Consider the following 20,837-nt stretch of genomic DNA (forward strand, 5'->3'; position numbering starts at 1 on the left):
CCTTTCTCCTCACCTTTTCATCATTCGAAGCTACTCCTTGCCTTGAATGATGTCCTTATGAATCCAAATTGCCGCCTGAGAACCTTCTCCCATCGCAATCGTCACCTGCTCGGAATGCGCTGCTACATCACCCGCCGCCCAAACCCCGCGAATGTTCGTCATCTTTGTACGAGGATCAGATAAAAGATGTTTATTTTCCAGCCTATCTATCCCTAGCTGCTTGGCCAGTTGTGATCTTACTTCATTTCCGCCAAATGCTATAAAGGCGTGGTTCCCCGCAACCGTTTCGCCATTTTTCAGCAAAAATCCTTCGAGCTGCGCTTCCTCCGCTAAGGCCTTCTTTATTGGAGCTTCTATGTAGGAAATCTTTTTATCTTGAAAAAACTGTCTGTCCTCTTCTGTAATAGACCTTTGTTCGTGGTTGATGTAGACCAAGTCCTTTGTCCAATAGGACAGCGTTTTGACCATATCAACCCCCGTAACGCCGGCCCCAATGACAATAGTGCGTTTTCCTTTTACCTGATAGCCGTCGCAGTCTGGACAGACATAGACACTGATTCCGAGGCAAGACTGCAAAGAAGGGAGCAGCTCAGGCGGTATCCGATCCATCACACCGGTTGCCAATAACAGCCTTTTGCTGCTGTAGGCTTCTCCATTTGAGACCGTCACCTGAAAGCCGTCCTCCGTCTTTTCGGCAGATTCAGCCTTTCCTTGTAAAAATTGTACACCCAATGCTTCAGCTTGTCTTCTTCCCGTCTCACGAAGATGCTGCCCGCTCACACCATCCGGATACCCTAGTATATTATGGTAGCTTCGGCACAACGTAGAACGGCCATCAGCTGAATCAATCACAAGTACTTGATGCATATACCTGCCTAATTGAATAGCTGCCTGTAGGCCCGCAATACCGCCGCCAATAATAAGACAATCATATTTCATATATTATCACTCCCAGCTAATCCGCGACTTCCTTCATTAGGGAGTCTTTGTTCTGCATCCCCATTAAGTTAGTTCGCATTATTAGCATATCCAAACAGAAGAGTACTATGTTATTTCTATTTGAAATTGAACCAGCCTGCGCCTACATCATCGCTTTCTTCTTTAGCCGATGCTGAACAATAATGCGTGTAAACACCTCAGACACAACGAGGCCGGCCGCGATGCCGCCTGAAATCAGGAACGCTTTGGCGGCTAGCTGAATCGCAATATCATATTCATTACTGACAAAATGACGCATCGCATCATAAGCAAGGCCGCCGGGTACTAATGGGATAATCCCTGAAACATTAAAGACGATGACAGGCTGCTTATACACCTTTGCAAACGTCTGGCCGATCCCGCCAATTAAAATAGAAGCAAAAATGGAGGCGGGTACGGTATCCATTCCATTTTGAACGAGCTCAAAATAGAAAATCCAACCGATCATTCCGGCCAATCCGCCTTGCAGCAGCTGTTTCCTTGGCACGTTAAAAAGCAAACCAAAAGCAGCAGAAGCAATATAACTTGTAACTAACTGCTGAATAATCACAGCCATTTCAATCGACTCCTTCCCTAACTATTTTTGTCTGCGTTACATAAAAGCGACAATTGCCGCAATTCCTGCACCAATGGCCAAAGCTGTCAAAAAGGCATCCGCCCCCTTGGCAAGAGCGGACATTAAATGTCCGTCCATTAAATCGCGGACTGCATTCGTAATTAAAAGTCCCGGAACAAGCGGCATAACAGATGAAATAATTATGCTATCAAAGTTCGTACCTAAGCCGGTATAGACAGCTAAAGCCGTAAGCAGGCCAATAACAAGGGACGAAACACCCTCTGCAAAGAACTTTACTTTTATGTATTTGTGCAAATAAATAAAAAGTAAATAGCCAATTCCTCCGGCAACCATAGCAGGAATAAAATCCTGCCATACTCCTTGAAACATAATGAGAAAGCAGCCGCTTGCAAGTGCAGCGCTAAGGATTTGCAGCCACAACGGAAAGGACAAATCGGCATTTGCTACTTTTTTCAATTTAGTCAAAGCTTCATCAACCGTTAATTCCCCCTTGCTTATTTGCCGGGAAATACTGTTTACAATCGCCACTTTTTCTAGATCGGTTGAACGCTCAGCAACCCGGACCAATTTTGCCCGGTCTTCCCTGTTAGAGGAAAAGATAATTCCGGTTGGGATGACAAAACTCTGTGCCTCAGGGACGCCATAGGAAGCAGCAATTCTCATCATCGTATCCTCCACCCGATTGGTTTCTGCCCCGCTTTTAATCAAAATTTCACCAGCAAGTAAACAAAGCTCCACGATTCTTGCGATTTGGTTATTACTTAAATCCATGGGATCGCCTCACGTTATTTGATAATGTTGGTCATATTTTCCTGTTTTGTTATTCAATAGTTAACATTTAAACCATAAAAAAAGCCTTGTCAACTGAAAATGACAAGACTTTTTTAGTATACATATTATTTAAAGATAATATTTACGGATATGAAGCTCACCATTTTGAACGGGAAGCCCTGTGTGCGGCAAAAGCTAGCACCGATATCCTTTCTTATGCTTTTAATACATCATGGTCAACATAACGTTCACCATTAATTTCACTGATTACGTTAATCACAACACGGGCACCATCACCAGATGTTACAATTGTATGTGCACTTACCCCTGCAGCTACACCAGCAGCCCAGATTCCTTTTTTGCTAGTTTCACCATCAGCATTAACAGTGATAGCAGTTTTGAATCTTGGCTCTCTGTGATCCTTTGTTTCAATTCCTAAGCTTTCAGCAAGGTTTGTTAATGCACCTGTAGCAATGATGATATGGCCTGCTTCATATTTTGAACCGCTTTCAGTTTCAATCACAAATGATCCTGCTTCACCAGTAATATTTGTAACAATTTCTTCTTTAATTTCAGCGCCGAATTTTTCTGCTTGTTTTTTACCTACTTCAAGCATGTCCGGTCCTGAAATGGCATCAACTGCGTAATGGTTTTCCATCCAAGCTCTTGCTGTCATACTTTTATTTGAATCAAGTACAAGAGTTTTCTTTCCAGCCTTGGCAGCAAATAAAGCAGCGCTTCCTCCTGCAGGGCCTCCACCGATAATAGCTATTTCGTACATATATGCATCCACCTTTCTTTATCAAAATGACTCTTCTAATAACATAATTCTTTCCAATTGAAATGTAAAATAATACGCCTTATTTCCATTCCGAATATTATTGTAATGTAAATTCACAACCCTCATAATATAGTTAATTCATTATGATTCTATTCATTTTAGTAAAGAAAGGCGGCTTGGCATGAAGAATCTTTTCGCCAGTTATAAAACATCTCTTATCTTGTTAGCAGCAATCATCATTGGAGGGATAGCCGGACTTATTTTTGGACCGGAGGCGGCAGTTGTAAAGCCCTTCGGAGATTTATTTCTTAATTTAATGTTTACGATTATCGTCCCGCTTGTTTTTTTCAGCATTGCTTCAGCGATTGCAAATATGAGTGGAATGAAGCGGCTCGGTAAAATCATGGGCAGTATTTTTCTTGTGTTTCTTCTGACAGCAGCTATTTCTGCCATCCTTGGTTTTGCCGGCACCAGTATCATGAACCCGCTAGAGAATACGGATACCTCGCATATTAAAGAACTTATGGAAACAGCAGCTGCCAAAGAACCTGTCGGTGAAGTATCACTTCTCGCCCAACTGGTTAATACCTTTACCGTTGGTGATTTCCAATTCTTATTTACAAAAAGCAATATGCTGCAGTTAATCGTCTTCTCGCTTTTATTCGGACTTGCAACGGCATTAGTCGGGGAAAAAGCAAAGCCTGTTTCGAACCTATTAGCAGCAGGTTCAGCTGTGATGATGAAAATGGTCGGTATTCTTATGTATTATGCACCAATTGGACTTGGCTGTTACTTCGCAGCTATCATCGGTGAACTAGGTCCGCAAATTTTAGAGGGCTACGTAAGAGCATTTATTCTTTATTTAATTCTTTCTATTATTTATTATTTTGGATTTTTTACCCTTTATGCCTTTATATCGGGTGGAAAACAAGGAATCAAGATTTTTTGGAAAAACGCCATGACTCCGTCTATTACAGCAATCGCAACCTGCTCCAGCGCCGCATGTATTCCGATTAACCTTGCTGCAGTGGAAAAAATGGGTGTACCGAATGATATCGCCGAAACGATTATCCCGCTCGGCGCTAATACTCATAAAGACGGCTCAGTATTTGGCGGTGTGTTAAAAATTGTATTCTTATTCAGCCTATTCGGCAGAGATATGACCAGCCTTTCCAGCATTGCCAGTATCATCGCTGTCGCCTTCCTCGTTGGAGCCGTAATGGGAGCCATTCCAGGCGGAGGGATGATCGGGGAAATGCTGATTCTCAGTGTATTTGGATTCCCACCGGAAGTTCTGCCAATCATCGCCGTGATCAGTACCATCATCGATGCACCGGCAACGCTTCTCAACTCAACAGGAAACACCGTATCTGCCATGATGGTAACCCGCCTCGTTGAGGGCAAGAACTGGCTCTTTAGATAAGCTGTCAGGCACTACAAAAGGACAAATTGAGGTAGATTGTCCATCTGTGGTGCGCTGTCAGCTTTTTCATGTTTTTACGAAAAAGTGATATATTATTACTAATAGCTATTAGGAGTTGATAGTCGATGAAGGATGATATAATTAACCGATTTACTTCCTATGTTAAAGTGGACACACAATCAAATGCAGATAATGAAAACTGCCCATCCACACCCGGGCAACTGACACTGGCCAATAAGCTGGTTGAGGAATTAAAGGCAATTGGCATGGAAGAGGTAACGATTGATGAAAACGGCTATGTAATGGCAACACTTCCATCGAATACAGAAAAGAACGTTCCGACAATCGGATTTTTATCCCATGTTGATACAGCCACCGATTTTACCGGCAAAGATGTGAAACCGCAGCTTGTCGAGAACTATGATGGAAAAGAAATAGTATTAAACCAGTCATTACAAATCAAGCTGACACCGGAACAATTCCCTGAGCTAGGAAATTACATAGGGCACACGCTCATTACGACGGATGGAACAACCCTGCTTGGGGCAGATGATAAAGCCGGCATTGCCGAGATTATGACAGCGATGGATTATCTCATAAAACACCCTGAGATTGAACACGGTAAGGTCCGCGTTGCGTTCACACCTGATGAGGAAATCGGCAGAGGCCCGCATAAATTTAATGTCGAGGCCTTCAACGCCTCACATGCCTATACGGTTGACGGCGGTCCGCTAGGAGAATTGGAATTTGAAAGCTTCAATGCAGCTGCAGCCAAAATCACGTTCAAAGGCACGAACGTTCATCCAGGAACAGCTAAAGGAAAAATGGTCAATTCAACAAAAATGGCCATGGACTTCAACAATAGACTTCCGGCAGATGAAGCGCCCGAGCACACTGAAGGCTATGAGGGATTCTATCATCTTCTTTCATTCCAAGGTGATGTTGAGGAAACCGTCCTCCATTACATCATTCGCGACCATGATCGTGAAAAGTTCGAAGCTCGGAAAAAGACAGTCGTTTCGCTTGTGGATGAGATTCGTAAGCAATATGGTGAGGAAAGAGTCCAGCTCGAGCTGAATGATCAATATTATAATATGGGAGAAAAAATAAAACCCGTTAAAGAAATCGTTGATATTGCCCACCAAGCCATGGAGAATCTAGGAATCAAGCCAATCGTGAAGCCGATTCGCGGCGGTACGGACGGTTCTCAGTTATCCTATATGGGACTGCCAACACCGAATATTTTTGCTGGGGGAGAAAACTTCCATGGTAGGTTCGAATATGTTTCCGTTGATAATATGGTGCTAGCAGCAAAGGTAATTGTGGAGATTGCTAAGTTGACGGCGGTTGAACTTGAGAAAAAATAAGATTTAGATCATTGCACGGGAAATAATTAGGACATTTCTATCCTGTCTTTAGTGAAGCGAAGTCCTTCATCAGAGTGATGAAGGACTTTTTGTATATCTGATTTTTAGAATTCGTCCTTTAAAGAGTGGGTGAAGGACAAACCTCGAGCCCGCTTCTTATTTTTTGTCTTTCAGTACCCTTATGAAGGACATCACTCAAACTCTCTCTCCTTTTTATCCTTCAGGAGCCGTAAACAAACAAAAAACCCTGGGGTATTCAGCAAAGTAACTATTCATTCAAATACCGATAATAAACCAGTTTTTCAACATGTGTCAGCAGATAATTAGCTATGATACCAATCGCAATTCCGGATAGAATTCCGATAAAAGACATAACAGGCAAGTAAAGAAGGACAGTCCATGTCTGGGCAATCCAGCTGGCAATCAAGAGCTGTCCGACGTTATGCATAATTGCGCCTGTGACGCTTACCCCGATTAGACTAATCCGTGATGGCCCTAGTTGTTTCACAAGCATCATTCCCAATAAACTCAAGATGGCACCGGATGCACTGTACATAAAAGATGACAGGTTGCCGCCCAATAGAGCGGACAGTGTAATCCGGATCAACACTACCTTTGTGACATCTTTTAGAGACAGAGTGTAAAGGGCCATACAGGTGATAATATTAGCCAAACCTAATTTAGCTCCTGGAGCAATCGCAAAAGGAAAGGGAATGGCCTGTTCGAGTATGCTAATAATGACAGCTTGAGCCGCTAATAAAGCTATATATACAATGCGCTGATTTTTTGTCATTTTATATACTCCAATCTATGAGCTGATAATTGGTTCATCCTCGATTACTGATCCGCCAACCGTTTCAAGCTCAATGATAAAATTATGAGGCAGACAAACAGCTGTCTCGCCAGGCTTTGAAAGAAATCCAAATTGAACGCAAACCTGATCAGCACAATTCGCACCCTTTATACGGATTTCCTCGCCCCTTACTTCCACCGTATTGTAATCATTATCTGAGCTGAACACATCAAACACTTCATTTTTAGTATTTCCGGATAAGGTAATGCGCCTCACTTCCTTATTATTGACGGAAATAACAGCTACTGTAACCGGCCCCTCACTAGGTGTCTGACCATGAACTTCATTCGGAACGTTACTAATTTTCCCAGCCTGTTGGTAGCTAAAAAGAACAGCCGGAAGAAAAGAAAGCAGCACTAGAACGAGCGTGACAATGATATCCCATCGTTTGATCATGGTAGAAAAACCCTTCACTTCTTTTCACTCCTTCATAGAAAAATCTTTACAGGCAATTTAAAAAATGGTAATTATTATGTAAAGATAATAAAGCGCGAGACATTAAATACCTCACGCTTTACAACGCTGAACTATTTACCCCACTCTTAAAAGCCTGCAAAGGTCCGACTAGATCTTTTCTTAGAGCTTCAGCTCTTAGAAAAGTCAGTCAGGCTCTGCGTGATAAGTGCGATAAGGTTTTTTCTTAGGGATTCAGCCCTTAGAAAAGCCAATCGGGCTCCGCGCGACTAACCATCAGTATGAAAAACCACTGATGGAAGTCTTCTTTATTTGTCTTTATAGACTGAGCGTTCTTTTCCGTACCACCAGCGGCCAAGTCCTTTTGCTAAAGCTGGTATTACATAGTAATCTAAACCAAGGAATCGACCGGCACCATTCATTAAGGCAAAAGATGCAGGAAGTGCCCAAAATTTATCCCAGCCAAGCATTGCTGTTAGAGTAAACATCATCAGCATGCCGACACTCACAAAGTTGAAAATCCATGTTAATAAACCAAGAACAAGTGCAATACCCATTATGAATTCAACAAAGCCTACCATTTGCTGCATGGCTATAGCCACTTCTGGAGTTGGCATCATAAGCTTCATGATTGCCGCAAACCAATCTGGCATTGCATGTAAAACTGTAGGAGCAACGACTGTAGTTGTTTCAGAAGCACCTTCTGCTGCTGCACTAGCACCTGTTGTTGCTGTTTGTAACCATTCGAAAGGCATTTTTACAGATTCGCTAACAAGCCAAGAATCATCACCAACACTTAGATTACCTGCTGCCCAGTTTGCTTCACCAAAAATCTTTTTACCGCCCTCTTCAATCCAGAACCATCCTAAGTATAAACGTAATGGGAAGCTCCAGATTACATTTCCATAACGTGTTGTTACATCACGGAAGATATTTCGTTTGTCTCTTGTATGGAAGATTTCATGCTTAATGTAGTTCCATGCATAATATCCGCTTCCGATTGTTAGAAAGTAATAGATATTAACCATGTGCTTCATAAAGTTTGCTAGCCAGCCGCTCAAACGCATACCACTTAAGTTTGCAACACCATATCTGGCACCAATAGATACCATTGTTCCATGATACTTGCCATGGAATGCAGTCTTTTCACCGCCGCTAATCCCGGCAATGATATTTTTCGCTGCAGTCGCACCTGTTTGTTCAGCTGCTTCTACAATTTGTGGTATTGGCTTGCCGTCTTCCTCGTAGTAAGCTAAGTCACCGACAACATACGTATCCTTCTTGCCTTCAGCTTCCATATATTCATTCACAATTAAACGTCCTGCACGGCCTGCTGACATTCCATAATCCTTTGTATCAGAGTTAGCCTTAACGCCGGCAGTCCAGATTAATGTATGAGTTGGAATCTCTTCACCGGACTTCAATACGATAGATTCAGCTTTTACTTCAACAATCGGTGCACTCTTTAGAATTTTTACACCTTGTTTTACTAAATAGCGCTCAGCTTTATCTGCATCTGTACGATCAAGCATATTTAAGATTGTTGGTGCAGCTTCCACTACATATAATGTAAAATCTTCTTCATCCAGCTTATATTCTTGCGCTAATGTTGTTTTCCATTCGATCAATTCACCGACCATTTCAATTCCAGTAAAACCAGAACCACAGACAGTGAATGTCAGCATGGCTTTGCGTGTTCCTGGATCTTGAATATTTGCCGCTTTGCGAACGGTGTGCTCGATATGCTCACGTAATCTTACTGCAGCTTCCCAAGACCAAAGTGTGAAACCATGCTCTTGAACACCTGGTGTTCCAAAATCATTGGCCACACCGCCCATACCTAGAATTAAATAATCATAAGTATAAGAGCCATGCTCTGTTTTAATAACTTTGTTATCATGATCAACATGCTTTACGTTATCTGTGACTAATTTAACTTTTGTACGGTTAAATAGTCTTCGTAAATCAAATTGAATATCTTTAGGTTCAACACGATTTGCAGCAACTTCATGAAGCTCTGTCATCATCGTATGGTAAGAATGGCGATCAATTAATGTGATTGAAACTGAATCGTCACGTTTATACTTTTTTGCAAGTTTTTTGGCTGCATGTACACCGGCATAACCTGCTCCGATGACTACTATCTTTTTCTCTGCCAATTGACTCATTCCCCTCTAAAAGTTGATATGAATTCTATTTGTGAATTAATGAACAACCACATCTAATATACTACATGGACTCATAGATACTGTCTATACCGTTCACCAAAAGTTAACAAATTTTAACATGTTCACAAAATGTATAAAAACACAAAGATTACTATAATAAAGTCTATATTTTAAGCGAAATAATAGTATTCCTCTCTATTACTTTATTCAAAAACAGCCACATATAGCACTTTTACTCCCATAGACATCACAAATAAAAAAAGCTATTATGAGTTTGTTCTTAAGTATAAGTAACTATGAATGAATCCGCGGCTCGTTTAGTTGCTTCTTGGAATAATAGAAAAAAGAGTATCACCATCTCTTTATAGGACTTAAGTCACTTATGTACTTCCATAACGCAACAAAGAGGATAAACTATTAAACAACAACAATCTCATTCTAGCATTAGAGTTGGAAATGCTATTCCCATTAAAAAAAGTAACTACATTAATTACAGAGACTATTATTTGTACTTATAAAACATTCAACGAAAGAGACAAATACGATAGAGTCTGCCCAAAGTCTTTTCGGAAAGAAAGGTTTGAATAATATGAAGAAAAACAAGCTCTTATCTGTATTTTTGGTGATCTTGGTCATTCTCTCAGGCTGCACGGGGCAGGAAAAAGACGAAAAGGAACCCGAATTGCTGACAAGCCCGTATAAAAAAACGGAATTTCTAATGGGGACCGTTGTAACGGTAAAAATTTATGACGAAGGAAAAGAAGATGTATTAGAAACGGCCTTTGACCGTATTAAGTACTTAGCCGCACATATTACGGTAAACGAAATCGAAAAACAGTCTGAAGTTGATGAAATCAACCGCAAGGCCGGCGTTGAACCGGCAAAAGTGTCAAAGGATATCTACGAGCTGATTGAAGCTGGCGAAGCCTACAGTGTGGATACAAAGGGCTCATTTGATATTACAATCGGTCCGCTAACAAATCTATGGCACATCGGTTTCCCTGATGCCCGCAAGCCTGAGCAGTCAGAAATTGATGCGGTTTTACCTTTGATCAATTATGAACAGGTTGAATTAAATAAGAAAGAACAAACTGTGTTTTTAAAGAATCCAGGAATGCAGCTGGATTTAGGTGCAATCGCAAAAGGTTTTATCACGGATGAAGTCGTTGAAGTGTTAAAAGAAAACGATGTTACAACTGCCATTGTAGACCTAGGAGGAAACATTTATGTCTTGGGAAATAATCCTTCAGGCAGGGATTGGACTGTCGGAATTCAAGACCCATTATCGGCAAGAGGAGAAACAGTCGGAAAAATTACCGAAAAAAATAAATCCATTGTTACTTCTGGTATTTACGAGCGTTATCTAGAGGTTGACGGCAAAACGTATCATCACTTGTTAAATCCAGATGACGGTTATCCTTTTAATAATGATATTGCAGGTGTTTCGATTGTATCCGAAAAATCTGTTGATGGAGACGGACTTTCGACATCACTTTTTTCAAAGGGAATTCAAGGCGGACTTGAATTTGTAGAGCAATACGAAGGTGTGGAAGCCATCTTCATTAGTACAGATAATAAAGTCTATATCACTTCCGGATTAAAGGGGAGCTTTGAATTAACAAACGATGAATTCGAGATGGGGAAATAACACAGCTCGTATAAGGGAAGGGGGAACCATTCATGTCACTACGTACCTTTTTAAAACTCATCGAAATTCAAACAAAAGTGGCAAGCCTATTTCCATTCTTAGTAGGCTTGCTATTTGTTATTTATCGATTTGAGACCATTAAACCATTAAATACCATCATCTTTTTTTCATCTATGCTGATTTTTGATTTAACGACAACTGCTATTAATAATTATATGGATTATAAAAAAGCGACTACAGACGAATATCGTAAAAGAGAAAATATAATCGGACAGGCAAACATTTCAGAATTCTTGGTTAGAAATACAATCATAACGATGCTATTAACAGCTACAGCACTTGGCATTTGGCTTGTTTTCCGTACAGATCTCTTAGTGCTTTTCCTTGGAATTATCTGCTTCATTATTGGTGTCTTTTATACGTATGGACCAGTTCCTATTTCGAGAATGCCGCTAGGTGAAGTCTTTTCCGGCATCACAATGGGCTTTGGCATCTTATTTTTAGTCGTATATGTGAATGCCTATGATCAGGGGATTGCAAATCTATTTATCGATGGACAAACACTGACTTTCGAGGCTGACTTAGCCCTGTTAGGTGAAATCGTCTGGGTTTCCCTTCCATGTATCTTTACAATTGCCAATATCATGTTAGCCAATAATATATGCGATCTTGAGGATGACATAAAGAATCTCCGCTTCACATTGCCGTATTATATTGGTAAAAAAAGTGCCATTGTTCTTTACAATGTACTTTATATGGCGACATTTGTATCAATTTTGACAGCTGTTCTATTTGATGTCTTACCAACCATCATGCTGATTAGCTTATTAATCATTATTCCAGTATCAAAACACATTTTAATTTTTAACAAGAAACAAATTAAATCGGAAACGTTTCATCTGGCTATTAAAAATTTAGTCTTAGTGAATGGGTCAATCATTGCGATGATGGTCGTTTCATTTATTGTGTAAGGAGGTTGATTGTCATGAAGGCACCTATTATAGAAGTAGAAAATCTCACTTTTCGATATGATAAACGGGTGGAAAAGGAAACCCTATCCGATGTATCTTTTACGATCGATAAAGGAGAATGGGTGGCAATCGTCGGACACAATGGTTCTGGTAAGTCGACGCTCGCACGCATGCTGGTAGGCTTATTGATTCCGCAAAGCGGACGGATTGCCATTGCCGGACGGGAATTGAACGACGAAAGTAAATGGGAATTGCGGCGTCGTATTGGCATGGTCTTTCAAAACCCTGATAACCAATTCATTGGAACGACTGTGCAGGATGATGTAGCCTTTTGTCTGGAAAATTTAAATATGTCCCATGATGAAATGAAGGCAAGAATCGATGAGGCGCTTGAAATGGTTGAGATGTCTGCTTTCCGTGAGCATGACCCTTCCCGATTATCGGGCGGCCAAAAGCAGCGGGTTGCCATTGCAGGTGTCCTTGCCTTAAAGCCGGACGTACTCGTTCTCGATGAGGCCTTAGTCATGTTAGATCCAAGGAGCCGGCGTGAACTGCTTGCGTCATTAAAACAGCTAAATTCAACCCAGGATATTACGATTATCTCCATCACACACGATATGAACGAAACCGCTGCAGCCGACCGCATCCTTATGCTGCGTGAAGGGCAGATTGTGAAGTGCGGCGCTCCGCAGGACGTGTTCCAAGGTGAATTAGAATGGGAGCCTCCTTTTGCTGAACGACTGCGGCGGACATTACTGAAACGAAACCGCAGTGTTCCGAACAACTATATGACGGAAGAAGAGTTGGTGCAATGGCTATGGAAGTAAGATTTGAAAACGTATCAGCAGATTATAAAATAGGACCGATTCGAAGCCCATTAGTGCTTAACTCAGTTGATGTCAGAATTGAATCAGGCTCCTATACAGCAGTTGTCGGTTATACAGGTGCCGGAAAATCAAGCTTGCTAAAGGCGATGAACGGACTGCTGCTGCCAAAGGAAGGCCAGGTGGCAGTTGGCAATTTAATTATAAAACCAAATAAACATAAGCAAGCTTTAAAAACCATCCGCAAACGGGTCGGGATGGTGTTTCAATTCCCGGAATCGCAATTATTTGCGGAATCGGTTGAAAAGGATATCTGTTTTGGACCGATTAATTTTGGTGTACCAAAAGATGAAGCAAAAGAAATTGCCAAACAAGTGCTGGAACAGGTCGGATTAAAGCAGGATATTTTGACAAAATCTCCTTTCGCCCTATCAGGAGGTCAAAAAAGACGGGTAGCCATTGCTGGGATCCTGGCGATGCAGCCGGATATTCTTGTCTTAGACGAACCGGGAGCTGGACTGGATCCTAATGGAAGAAAGGAAATTATGGACTTAATTGCCTCCTGGCACCGCGACAAGGAAATGACAACCGTGCTTGTTACTCATGATATGGAGGATGTCGTTACATACGCAGACCGTGTCATTGTCATGGAAAAGGGTAAGATTGCACTGCACGACGGGTTCGAAAAGGTGTTTTCCGACCTAGAGCAATTGGAAAAATGGCATCTTGATGTACCTGATGCACGGCTATTTCAGCTGAATTTTGAAAAGAAAACAGGGATTGTCCTGCCAAAGGTTTGTTTAACTGTGGATGATCTTGCGGATGCTTTTATTGAGGTGGGGCTTGCATGAATAAACTCATTTTAGGCCGATATTTCCCAGGTGATTCCTGGATTCACCGTCTTGATCCGCGGGCGAAGCTGCTCGCTTGTATTTACTTTATTTTTGTTTTATTTTTAGCCAATAACTGGCAGACATATGTAGTGCTTTGGATGTTTACGTTATTGGTCATGTATTTCTCCGGCGTTAGCTTTAAGACTTACCTTCGCGGTGTCAGACCGTTAATATGGCTGATTCTGTTTACGGTCTTTTTACAAGTATTATTTACATCAGGCGGCACCATTTACGTTGATTGGGGACCGATTACCATTTCCGAATTCGGATTAACAAACGGCGTTTTTATTTTTTGCCGTTTTGTTATGATCGTTTTCGTTTCAACCGTTGTAACGCTGACTACAAAACCAATTGACCTGACCGATGGCATTAATTCATTATTACGTCCGCTGCGTGTCCTTAAGGTCCCCGTTGATGAATTTGCCTTAATGCTCTCGATTTCCCTAAGGTTTATCCCAAACCTGCTCGACGAAACCCAAAAGGTAATGGAAGCTCAGCGTGCAAGGGGGACAGAGTTCGGTGAAGGCTCTCTTTTTAAGCAGATGAAAACATTAGTCCCTATCTTTCTTCCCCTCTTTGTCGGCTCATTAAACCGCGCTGAGGAGCTGGCAAACGCGATGGAGCTAAGAGGCTATCAATCAGGGGAAAAACGCTCAACATTCCGCCAATTAAACTGGCAAAAACGTGATACTTTTTGTTTAGTATTCATGCTGGTGTTAACCGTCGGGCTTGCGTTCCTGCGTGCAGACGGAAGCCTATTGCATTGATAGGCTAATGGATAAAAAAATGAGGGTTGTCCCGAGACACCCTCATTTTTTCAATTGGTTCAATTAATTTTAATGAACACTCATTTCATATTTTATCCATTTTTGTACTGATCATGACGTGAGAAAAAGTCCATTAAAAATAGGTAGAAAAGATTTTGTGTAGGGAGCAGCTGCCGATGTCTTGGAATAATTACGCCAACGCTCCGGGTTACCCTCGGCTCTGTCACAGGAATAATGACAGTCGAACGCGGAGGGCTGTCGATAATTGTTACTTCTGGTATTAACGTCACACCCAGACCTGCTGCAACAAGTCCCTTAATCGCATCAATATCCTCACCTTCAAACGATACATTCGGCTGAAAACCAAGCTTTGTACATGCATCCACAAGGATTTCACGTAAAATAAAGCCTTGGGGAAACAATATAAATGAATCATCCCTCAGCTGGCTTAATTTTAATGAGGCTTCGCCTGCAAGAGGGTGATCCTTTGGCAATAAGGCTACAAGGTCCTCGGTAAAGAAAATACTTCCCTTTACCTTTTTTTCCTCCATTGGCACAGGACCAAGCAGCGCCATATCAATTTCACCTTTTGCCACTAGATCAATTAAATGGTAATATGCACCTTGTTTCAGCTGGAATTTGACATTTGGATAGCGCTCACGGAAGGCGGAGATAGCCGTTGGCATCGTATGGGTGGCCAAACTGCTCGGAAAACCGACTCGAATCGTCCCTTGCCCAGGGTCTAAATATTCGGCAATTTCACGCTGCGCGTTTTCAAGTATCGTGACCGCCTCTTCCATATGTTCAAGGAAGATTCTCCCAATCGGTGTCAATTTTACGTTTCTTCCTTCACGAATAAATAAATCAACACCCAATTCCGATTCCAAATTGAAAATTTGCCTGCTAACAGCTGATTGGGCTACATGCATATGGACTGCCGCTTCTGTTACATGCTCTCTTTTTGCCACTTCAATAAAATATTGAATTTGTCTAAGCTCCAAACCCCACCACTCCTTCTACAACTAATGCTATATAGATATCATTTCCTGTTATTTAATATACATTTTAGATAATATCCTATTTCGACATTATACTCTTCTTTTTTTTGTCAAAAATGATTGAATTACATCTAATTATAGCATGAGTTATTGTCGTTTTTGCACTTTTATTAGATACTATCTCATTTAGGCATTGGTATCATCTATATTATATATTGTTTAGATTACTTATTAATTATAAAATAATATTGTACTTGATAACTTTATTAATAAAGCTTTATATAATAATAAATAATATTCAATAGCAGGATATTTGAAAGGATGATCATTGTGAATTCAGTAACAGAGACTACAGGAACTCAATATGTTCAGCAAGTATTTGAAACGGTTAAAAAACGCAATCCAAATGAGAGCGAATTCCACCAAGCAGTGAAGGAAATTTTAGATTCACTTGCTCCTGTTTTCGATAAACACCCACACTATATGGAGCAGGGCGTATTAGAGCGCATTGTTGAGCCTGAAAGACAAATTATCTTTCGAGTTCCATGGGTAGATGACCAAGGCAAGGTACAAGTTAACCGCGGTTTCCGAATTGAATTCAACAGCGCAATCGGACCATACAAAGGCGGATTACGTTTCCACCCTTCTGTAAATGCAAGTATCATTAAATTCTTAGGTTTCGAACAAATCTTCAAAAACTCTTTAACTGGTCAGCCAATCGGCGGCGGTAAAGGCGGCTCTGACTTCGATCCTAAAGGCAAATCTGATGCTGAAATTATGCGTTTCTGCCAAAGCTTTATGACTGAGCTTGCGAAGCATATTGGACCTGATACTGACGTTCCTGCAGGAGATATCGGTGTTGGCGGCAGAGAAATCGGTTATATGTTCGGACAATACAAGAGACTTCGAAACGCATTCCATGCAGGCGTATTAACTGGTAAACCAGTCGGCTTCGGCGGTAGCTTAGCACGTACAGAAGCAACAGGCTACGGTGCTGTTTACTTCGTACAAGAAATGTTAAAAGATAACGGTCTTGATTTCAAAGATAAGACAGTTGTTGTTTCCGGTTCAGGTAACGTTTCTATCTACGCTATGGAAAAAGCAATGCAGTTAGGTGCTAAGGTTGTTGCATGTTCTGATTCTAACGGTTATGTATATGACAAAAACGGTATTAACCTTGATACTGTTAAGCGTCTAAAAGAAGTAGAAAGAAAACGTATCAGCGAGTACGTTAATGAGCATCCAGAAGCAGATTACTTCGAAGGCTGCGAAAATATCTGGTTAATTCCATGTGATATCGCACTTCCATGTGCAACACAAAACGAAATTGATGAAACTTCTGCAAAAATTCTTGTTACAAATGGTGTTAAAGCAATCGGTGAAGGTGCAAACATGCCTTCTACATTAGAAGCAATCGAAGTATTCCTTTCAAACGGAGTTCTTTTCGGACCTGCAAAAGCAGCTAATGCCGGCGGTGTAGCAGTTTCTGCTTTAGAAATGGCACAAAACAGCGCAAGAATTTCTTGGACTTTCGAAGAAGTTGATGCGAAATTACACGAAATCATGGTAAACATCTACCGTAACAGCAAGAACGCTTCTGAAGAATACGGTCACGCAGGCAACCTAGTAGTTGGATCCAACATCGCTGGATTCCTAAAAGTTGCAGATGCTATGATCTCTCAAGGTATCATCTAATAACAGCTTAAACAATAAACAAAGAGCCCAACATCGCTTATAAAAGTGATGTTGGGCTCTTTCGCTTTACCGGAATGGGGGACAGTCCCCCAGCGCATTAATGCGCTGAAGGGACTGTCCTTTTCCCTGAGGCCCGCTCCGAGGCGGGCCTCACAGAGATAAGATGTAAAAAAGGGGAGGGGCCGATAGCACCTCCCGACTTTGTTTAACTATTCATCCTCGAAAGGAAACCGCCAAGCAGGTCATCAACGTCCATTTCCTCGGCATCATCTTCCGCTTCTGTTTCCTCCGCTTCCCCTTGTTTCGCACTATCCCAATCAAAGCTGTCCAAGTCATCATCAAAGTCCAATAACGGGTCATCTGCAGCATCTTCTTCCAGCCCTAAATCACTACTGTACGGATCCTCTTTTGCAGCTGAAACATTGGCTGGCATAGCTTCTTCCTGAAGGTATAATGCCTCGTCAATATCTAAACTACTGCTGTTAAAAGACGCCAGCAAGGATGAAGCACGAATTGGGTCTGAAATAAGCTGATAAATAATACTGCCTAATAGTGCCTCCGAATGCTCATGCTTCAGCCAGTCTCTCTGTGCTTTTGTTAAGCTTTTCGGAAGCGGAATCGTAACCATTTCTCTGTCTCGTAAGGAAGAGCTGTTAACCCCTTGAATAACGAAGTCAGCAATTTTACTCGAAAAATTCCTGCGCTCTATTTCCTTTAATCGCGTCAATTGCTTTAATATATGGTCTGGAGTGTCAGAAGGGATTCGAAAGGATATCGTTTGTCCCCTCGTAATCTCATTTGCCGAAGTCCTTTTCATTTAATCACCTTATTTTACATTTGCAGGTTTTTTCACATCTCCTGTTTTTACCTCAACTGGTTTTACATTTGCCTTATTCTGCTTACGATTAAAATCAGTAATGAGCTTGTAATAAGCATTAGCCATCATCCAAATGCTTTCCTTCTCATCTTCAAAGAAATCAATATTATAGCCGTCTAGGCTGTTATTTAGGGTTTTAAGATAATCCTTAAGTACATTGGAGCCACCGCCTACAAAATAGCAGATTTCGGTTTGGGAATTCTTCTGCCATGTATTTCGCAATAAACGGTATTGCTTTTTCGCCAAATCAAGCAGAATTCGGTCTGTAATATCATGAACGCTTGTCCGGCTTCCCTTTACCATAATATGGTTACGATCATGTTTTTTCGTTAAAATTTCAACGACATCTCTGCGGCTGTCCAGTTCAACGCCGTGCTTCTTCCTAATTTCTTCACGAATCTGCTCTAATGATTCAGAAACACCTAAGTTAAAGCCCTGCGCTTTATCGTCATCTACATTACGGTTTTTAATAACAGCGATATCTGTTGAAAGTCCACCGATATCCTGAATGATAATACGCTTATCGATTAAATCCTTATTAATAATATTTAAATTATTATCCATTACAAGGTTAATATAAGCTGCAAACCCTTCAGGATACACCTTTACTTCATCAAACTTTAGATTAACCTTGATTCCTTGGTATTTCGGTGTCACTAAAAATTCAACCTGGTGTACATTTCCTAATAATCGTGAACGATAGCCTGCATCTTTTCCTTCTTTTACTTCACGAAGAGGGAGGCCTGTTCCTAATGTATAAAATGCATCGATGATATTGCCATTTTTGCGGAAGATTTGTGCATTTTCAGCTCTTACTGCATCCATTGCTAATGTCGTAAAAAGCATAACTAATGTTTGGTCTTCTTCAGATTTGCTGCTTCCTGGATCAAGCTCTGTAGTATTGTTGCTCTTTGTCGCCAAGTTCCCAACACGATAAATAACATTATTTTCTTTTAGGGCAGGGGAGTGGACTCTTACATGGATTCCATCTAGTGGATTTTTACTATCCAATTCTTCAATCCCGATAACTGGGCGGTCTTCGATATCTCTAGCAATAATATTAGGTATATTTAGTTCATATTCTACTTCTCCAAAAATAGCTTTAATAGAATCATTACCTACGTCAACAGCGGCAATTCTTGAATTTGACATCAACATACTTCCTTTCCTTTTTCCAATAATAGGATGCAAATAAATCTATTAATTGCTCCTAGTTGTGTTCTTTTAGATTACACAAGATTGGTAGGTTTTTCAATATTCGAAAGTAAAAAGTAACAAAAGTGTAATAAGTAAACAAGCACCGTTTACGAGTATACAAGTTTACGATACTTGCAAACAACTAAAGCATATTTGTGTACATATTGATTCATAGCTATTTATACGCATTTGCATACATGTAAACATTTTTATAAACATGCATACAAAAATCGAAAACAATTGCATACATCACGTATACTTGCATACTTATTTATAAACATGTAAACAAAATTGTATATTTTAATTTTTGGATACTAAATTTTACTAGAACTTTCCTGATTCTCCCTCTAGCAGAACCAAATGAATAATGTCGTTCTATGTAAATATTTAGATAAACTACAAAAAACTCTTTAAATAGAAACCTGCTACATTTTTTATTCATAGCACCAAGCTCCATACAAATTTTTACAGCCTATAAAATCAATCCTAATCTAACTCAGTTATTTAAAAAGATTGAACCTTTCAATCCTGCTAACTTCCTCTCTAACTAAAACGCTCCTTATCAAACAATAGCTCGACACGGATATAATAGTCTTCGCCATGTTTACCGAAGCTATTCGGCCGCCACTATCTACATCTACCTGCTTTAATAATAAATCAGCATACATTTCACTCTTAAAACCTTCCGGACAGGAATTCACAACAAAGAAGGGGCTTGATGAACTTTACACATTCCATCCAATTATTTGACAGGCGGTTACAAATGCTTCCCTTCGTTCTTCATATCAGAATACAAGATCATCTACACATCGGTGGTCCCCCGTTAACTGCATCCGAACGTCAGGAAATAAACTGCATTAAAATGACCATAACTCAAATCAATCGCTTTAATGAATACAGGGTTTCCTACTGCAAAACTGACAAGCCAGCATACCATATTATAGTTTTTGATAAGGTGTACCTCTCAATTCCGACCTCCTTCTCACATTCTACTCAAGGAAAATAATCGGCTTTTTCCAGTCAAATCCGATCTCACCATATTCAAAATCATGCAAAATGCTTCTATCATTTTCATTTGCAAACCGGATCGTTTCTTCAAAAAATGCACATCCTGCAGCAACTCTCCGAAAGGGCTGTTTAGATTATTTAATTACATTAAGCGGGCAGTTTCTTTATTGCGCACTAGTGAATATAAAATAGTCCGGCAAGAAATCATTTTTCTCGAGTAATTTTCGCCTTTAATGGAAAGGTCTCATACTAGACATTCCCTAGAACAACACTTAATAAATAATTTGGATATCCAGGATCACTTGCTACTTAAGTTCCCTATTAAACAATTACATTGGCATTTCGGCAGACCTGTCTTCATTCCGGATAGAATAGCAACCTCTTTTTCAGGATCCAGATCAACACAATACTGTTTTAAATACAATTCACATAAATCTTCTTTTAACTTAGGAAGTCCACGAAGTAGTGAATATTTATGTATTTGTGGATCCTTGGCAGCTATTTGCAAAGTCCTCATGATATGAGTGGGGAGGGTGATCAGGAAACCCCTGTCCCAATTTAATAATATTATTTACCCGCTACTGCTTTATTCACCTAATCAATATGCGTTGAAAAATGTTGATTAGT

General features: G+C 40.6%; 19 protein-coding genes. 8 read left to right on the plus strand and 11 right to left on the minus strand.

All coding sequences use genetic code 11. The features are described from left to right. Window positions 1–30: 30 nt before the first annotated feature. The 4 genes from R4Z09_RS30340 to R4Z09_RS30355 form a co-directional block, all read right to left on the minus strand. Entirely contained in the window at window positions 31–939 is a 909-nt protein-coding gene (locus tag R4Z09_RS30340; RefSeq protein WP_338450321.1) for an NAD(P)/FAD-dependent oxidoreductase, read from the minus strand. Between the two features lie 142 nt (window positions 940–1,081). Next, complete coding sequence (locus R4Z09_RS30345) at window positions 1,082–1,534, minus strand: threonine/serine exporter family protein (protein ID WP_338450322.1); 453 nt, start codon at window positions 1,532–1,534, stop codon at window positions 1,082–1,084. A 36-nt stretch (window positions 1,535–1,570) separates the two neighbouring features. Continuing rightward, window positions 1,571–2,326: a threonine/serine exporter family protein gene (locus R4Z09_RS30350; RefSeq protein ID WP_338450323.1), complete on the minus strand. Its 756-nt coding sequence runs from the start codon at window positions 2,324–2,326 to the stop codon at window positions 1,571–1,573. 214 nt (window positions 2,327–2,540) lie between these two features. Further along, window positions 2,541–3,107, minus strand: a complete 567-nt coding sequence (locus R4Z09_RS30355) for an FAD-dependent oxidoreductase (RefSeq protein WP_338450324.1) — start codon at window positions 3,105–3,107, stop codon at window positions 2,541–2,543. Between the two features lie 181 nt (window positions 3,108–3,288). Between R4Z09_RS30355 and R4Z09_RS30360 the strand changes: the two genes are divergently transcribed. Further along, window positions 3,289–4,530 (plus strand): dicarboxylate/amino acid:cation symporter, encoded by a 1,242-nt coding sequence (locus tag R4Z09_RS30360; protein ID WP_338450325.1) that lies wholly within the window; start codon window positions 3,289–3,291, stop codon window positions 4,528–4,530. 125 nt (window positions 4,531–4,655) lie between these two features. Continuing rightward, entirely contained in the window at window positions 4,656–5,897 is a 1,242-nt protein-coding gene (gene pepT, locus R4Z09_RS30365; protein WP_338450326.1) for a peptidase T, read from the plus strand. 268 nt (window positions 5,898–6,165) lie between these two features. Here pepT and R4Z09_RS30370 read toward each other — a convergent pair whose 3' ends face one another. The 3 genes from R4Z09_RS30370 to R4Z09_RS30380 form a co-directional block, all read right to left on the minus strand. Further along, entirely contained in the window at window positions 6,166–6,690 is a 525-nt protein-coding gene (locus tag R4Z09_RS30370) for a Gx transporter family protein (protein ID WP_338450327.1), read from the minus strand. A 15-nt stretch (window positions 6,691–6,705) separates the two neighbouring features. Next, window positions 6,706–7,164 (minus strand): NusG domain II-containing protein, encoded by a 459-nt coding sequence (locus tag R4Z09_RS30375; RefSeq protein WP_338450328.1) that lies wholly within the window; start codon window positions 7,162–7,164, stop codon window positions 6,706–6,708. A 308-nt stretch (window positions 7,165–7,472) separates the two neighbouring features. Next, window positions 7,473–9,323: an FAD-dependent oxidoreductase gene (locus tag R4Z09_RS30380; protein ID WP_338450329.1), complete on the minus strand. Its 1,851-nt coding sequence runs from the start codon at window positions 9,321–9,323 to the stop codon at window positions 7,473–7,475. Window positions 9,324–9,921: 598 nt separating this feature from the next. On the opposite strand from R4Z09_RS30380, the gene R4Z09_RS30385 reads away from it, so the two are divergent. Genes R4Z09_RS30385 through R4Z09_RS30405 form a run of 5 tightly spaced genes read left to right on the plus strand, consistent with a single transcriptional unit; the run spans window position 9,922 to window position 14,435 of the window. After that, entirely contained in the window at window positions 9,922–10,980 is a 1,059-nt protein-coding gene (locus R4Z09_RS30385) for an FAD:protein FMN transferase (protein ID WP_338450330.1), read from the plus strand. 32 nt (window positions 10,981–11,012) lie between these two features. Beyond that, window positions 11,013–11,951 carry a 1,4-dihydroxy-2-naphthoate polyprenyltransferase gene (gene menA, locus R4Z09_RS30390; RefSeq protein WP_338450331.1) on the plus strand — a complete coding sequence of 313 codons (939 nt, stop codon included), beginning with the start codon at window positions 11,013–11,015 and terminating at the stop codon, window positions 11,949–11,951. A 14-nt stretch (window positions 11,952–11,965) separates the two neighbouring features. Next, window positions 11,966–12,778: an energy-coupling factor transporter ATPase gene (locus R4Z09_RS30395; protein WP_338450332.1), complete on the plus strand. Its 813-nt coding sequence runs from the start codon at window positions 11,966–11,968 to the stop codon at window positions 12,776–12,778. Continuing rightward, a complete protein-coding gene (locus R4Z09_RS30400) occupies window positions 12,769–13,626 on the plus strand; it encodes an energy-coupling factor transporter ATPase (protein ID WP_422392327.1) in 858 nt (285 codons plus the stop codon). The genes R4Z09_RS30395 and R4Z09_RS30400 overlap by 10 nt, the downstream gene beginning before the upstream one ends. After that, complete coding sequence (locus R4Z09_RS30405) at window positions 13,623–14,435, plus strand: energy-coupling factor transporter transmembrane component T (RefSeq protein ID WP_338450334.1); 813 nt, start codon at window positions 13,623–13,625, stop codon at window positions 14,433–14,435. Before R4Z09_RS30400 ends, R4Z09_RS30405 begins: the two co-directional genes overlap by 4 nt. Window positions 14,436–14,527: 92 nt before the next feature. On the opposite strand, the gene R4Z09_RS30410 is transcribed toward R4Z09_RS30405, so the two are convergent. Next, entirely contained in the window at window positions 14,528–15,436 is a 909-nt protein-coding gene (locus tag R4Z09_RS30410; protein ID WP_338450335.1) for a LysR family transcriptional regulator, read from the minus strand. Window positions 15,437–15,763: 327 nt separating this feature from the next. Between R4Z09_RS30410 and gdhA the strand changes: the two genes are divergently transcribed. Continuing rightward, complete coding sequence (gene gdhA, locus R4Z09_RS30415) at window positions 15,764–17,128, plus strand: NADP-specific glutamate dehydrogenase (protein ID WP_422392235.1); 1,365 nt, start codon at window positions 15,764–15,766, stop codon at window positions 17,126–17,128. Window positions 17,129–17,333: 205 nt separating this feature from the next. On the opposite strand, the gene R4Z09_RS30420 is transcribed toward gdhA, so the two are convergent. The 3 genes from R4Z09_RS30420 to R4Z09_RS31225 form a co-directional block, all read right to left on the minus strand. Continuing rightward, window positions 17,334–17,945, minus strand: a complete 612-nt coding sequence (locus tag R4Z09_RS30420) for a hypothetical protein (protein WP_338450337.1) — start codon at window positions 17,943–17,945, stop codon at window positions 17,334–17,336. A gap of 9 nt (window positions 17,946–17,954) precedes the next feature. Next, window positions 17,955–19,157, minus strand: coding sequence for a ParM/StbA family protein (locus R4Z09_RS30425; protein WP_338450338.1), 1,203 nt, complete (start codon window positions 19,155–19,157; stop codon window positions 17,955–17,957). A gap of 1,351 nt (window positions 19,158–20,508) precedes the next feature. After that, the gene (locus R4Z09_RS31225; RefSeq protein ID WP_422392328.1) at window positions 20,509–20,781 is read right to left on the minus strand and encodes an aminotransferase class I/II-fold pyridoxal phosphate-dependent enzyme; all 273 of its coding nucleotides are present in this window, start codon (window positions 20,779–20,781) and stop codon (window positions 20,509–20,511) included. Between the last annotated feature and the right edge of the window lie 56 nt (window positions 20,782–20,837).

Source organism: Niallia oryzisoli (assembly GCF_036670025.1).
GTDB lineage: Bacteria > Bacillota > Bacilli > Bacillales > Cytobacillaceae > Bacillus_BD > Bacillus_BD oryzisoli.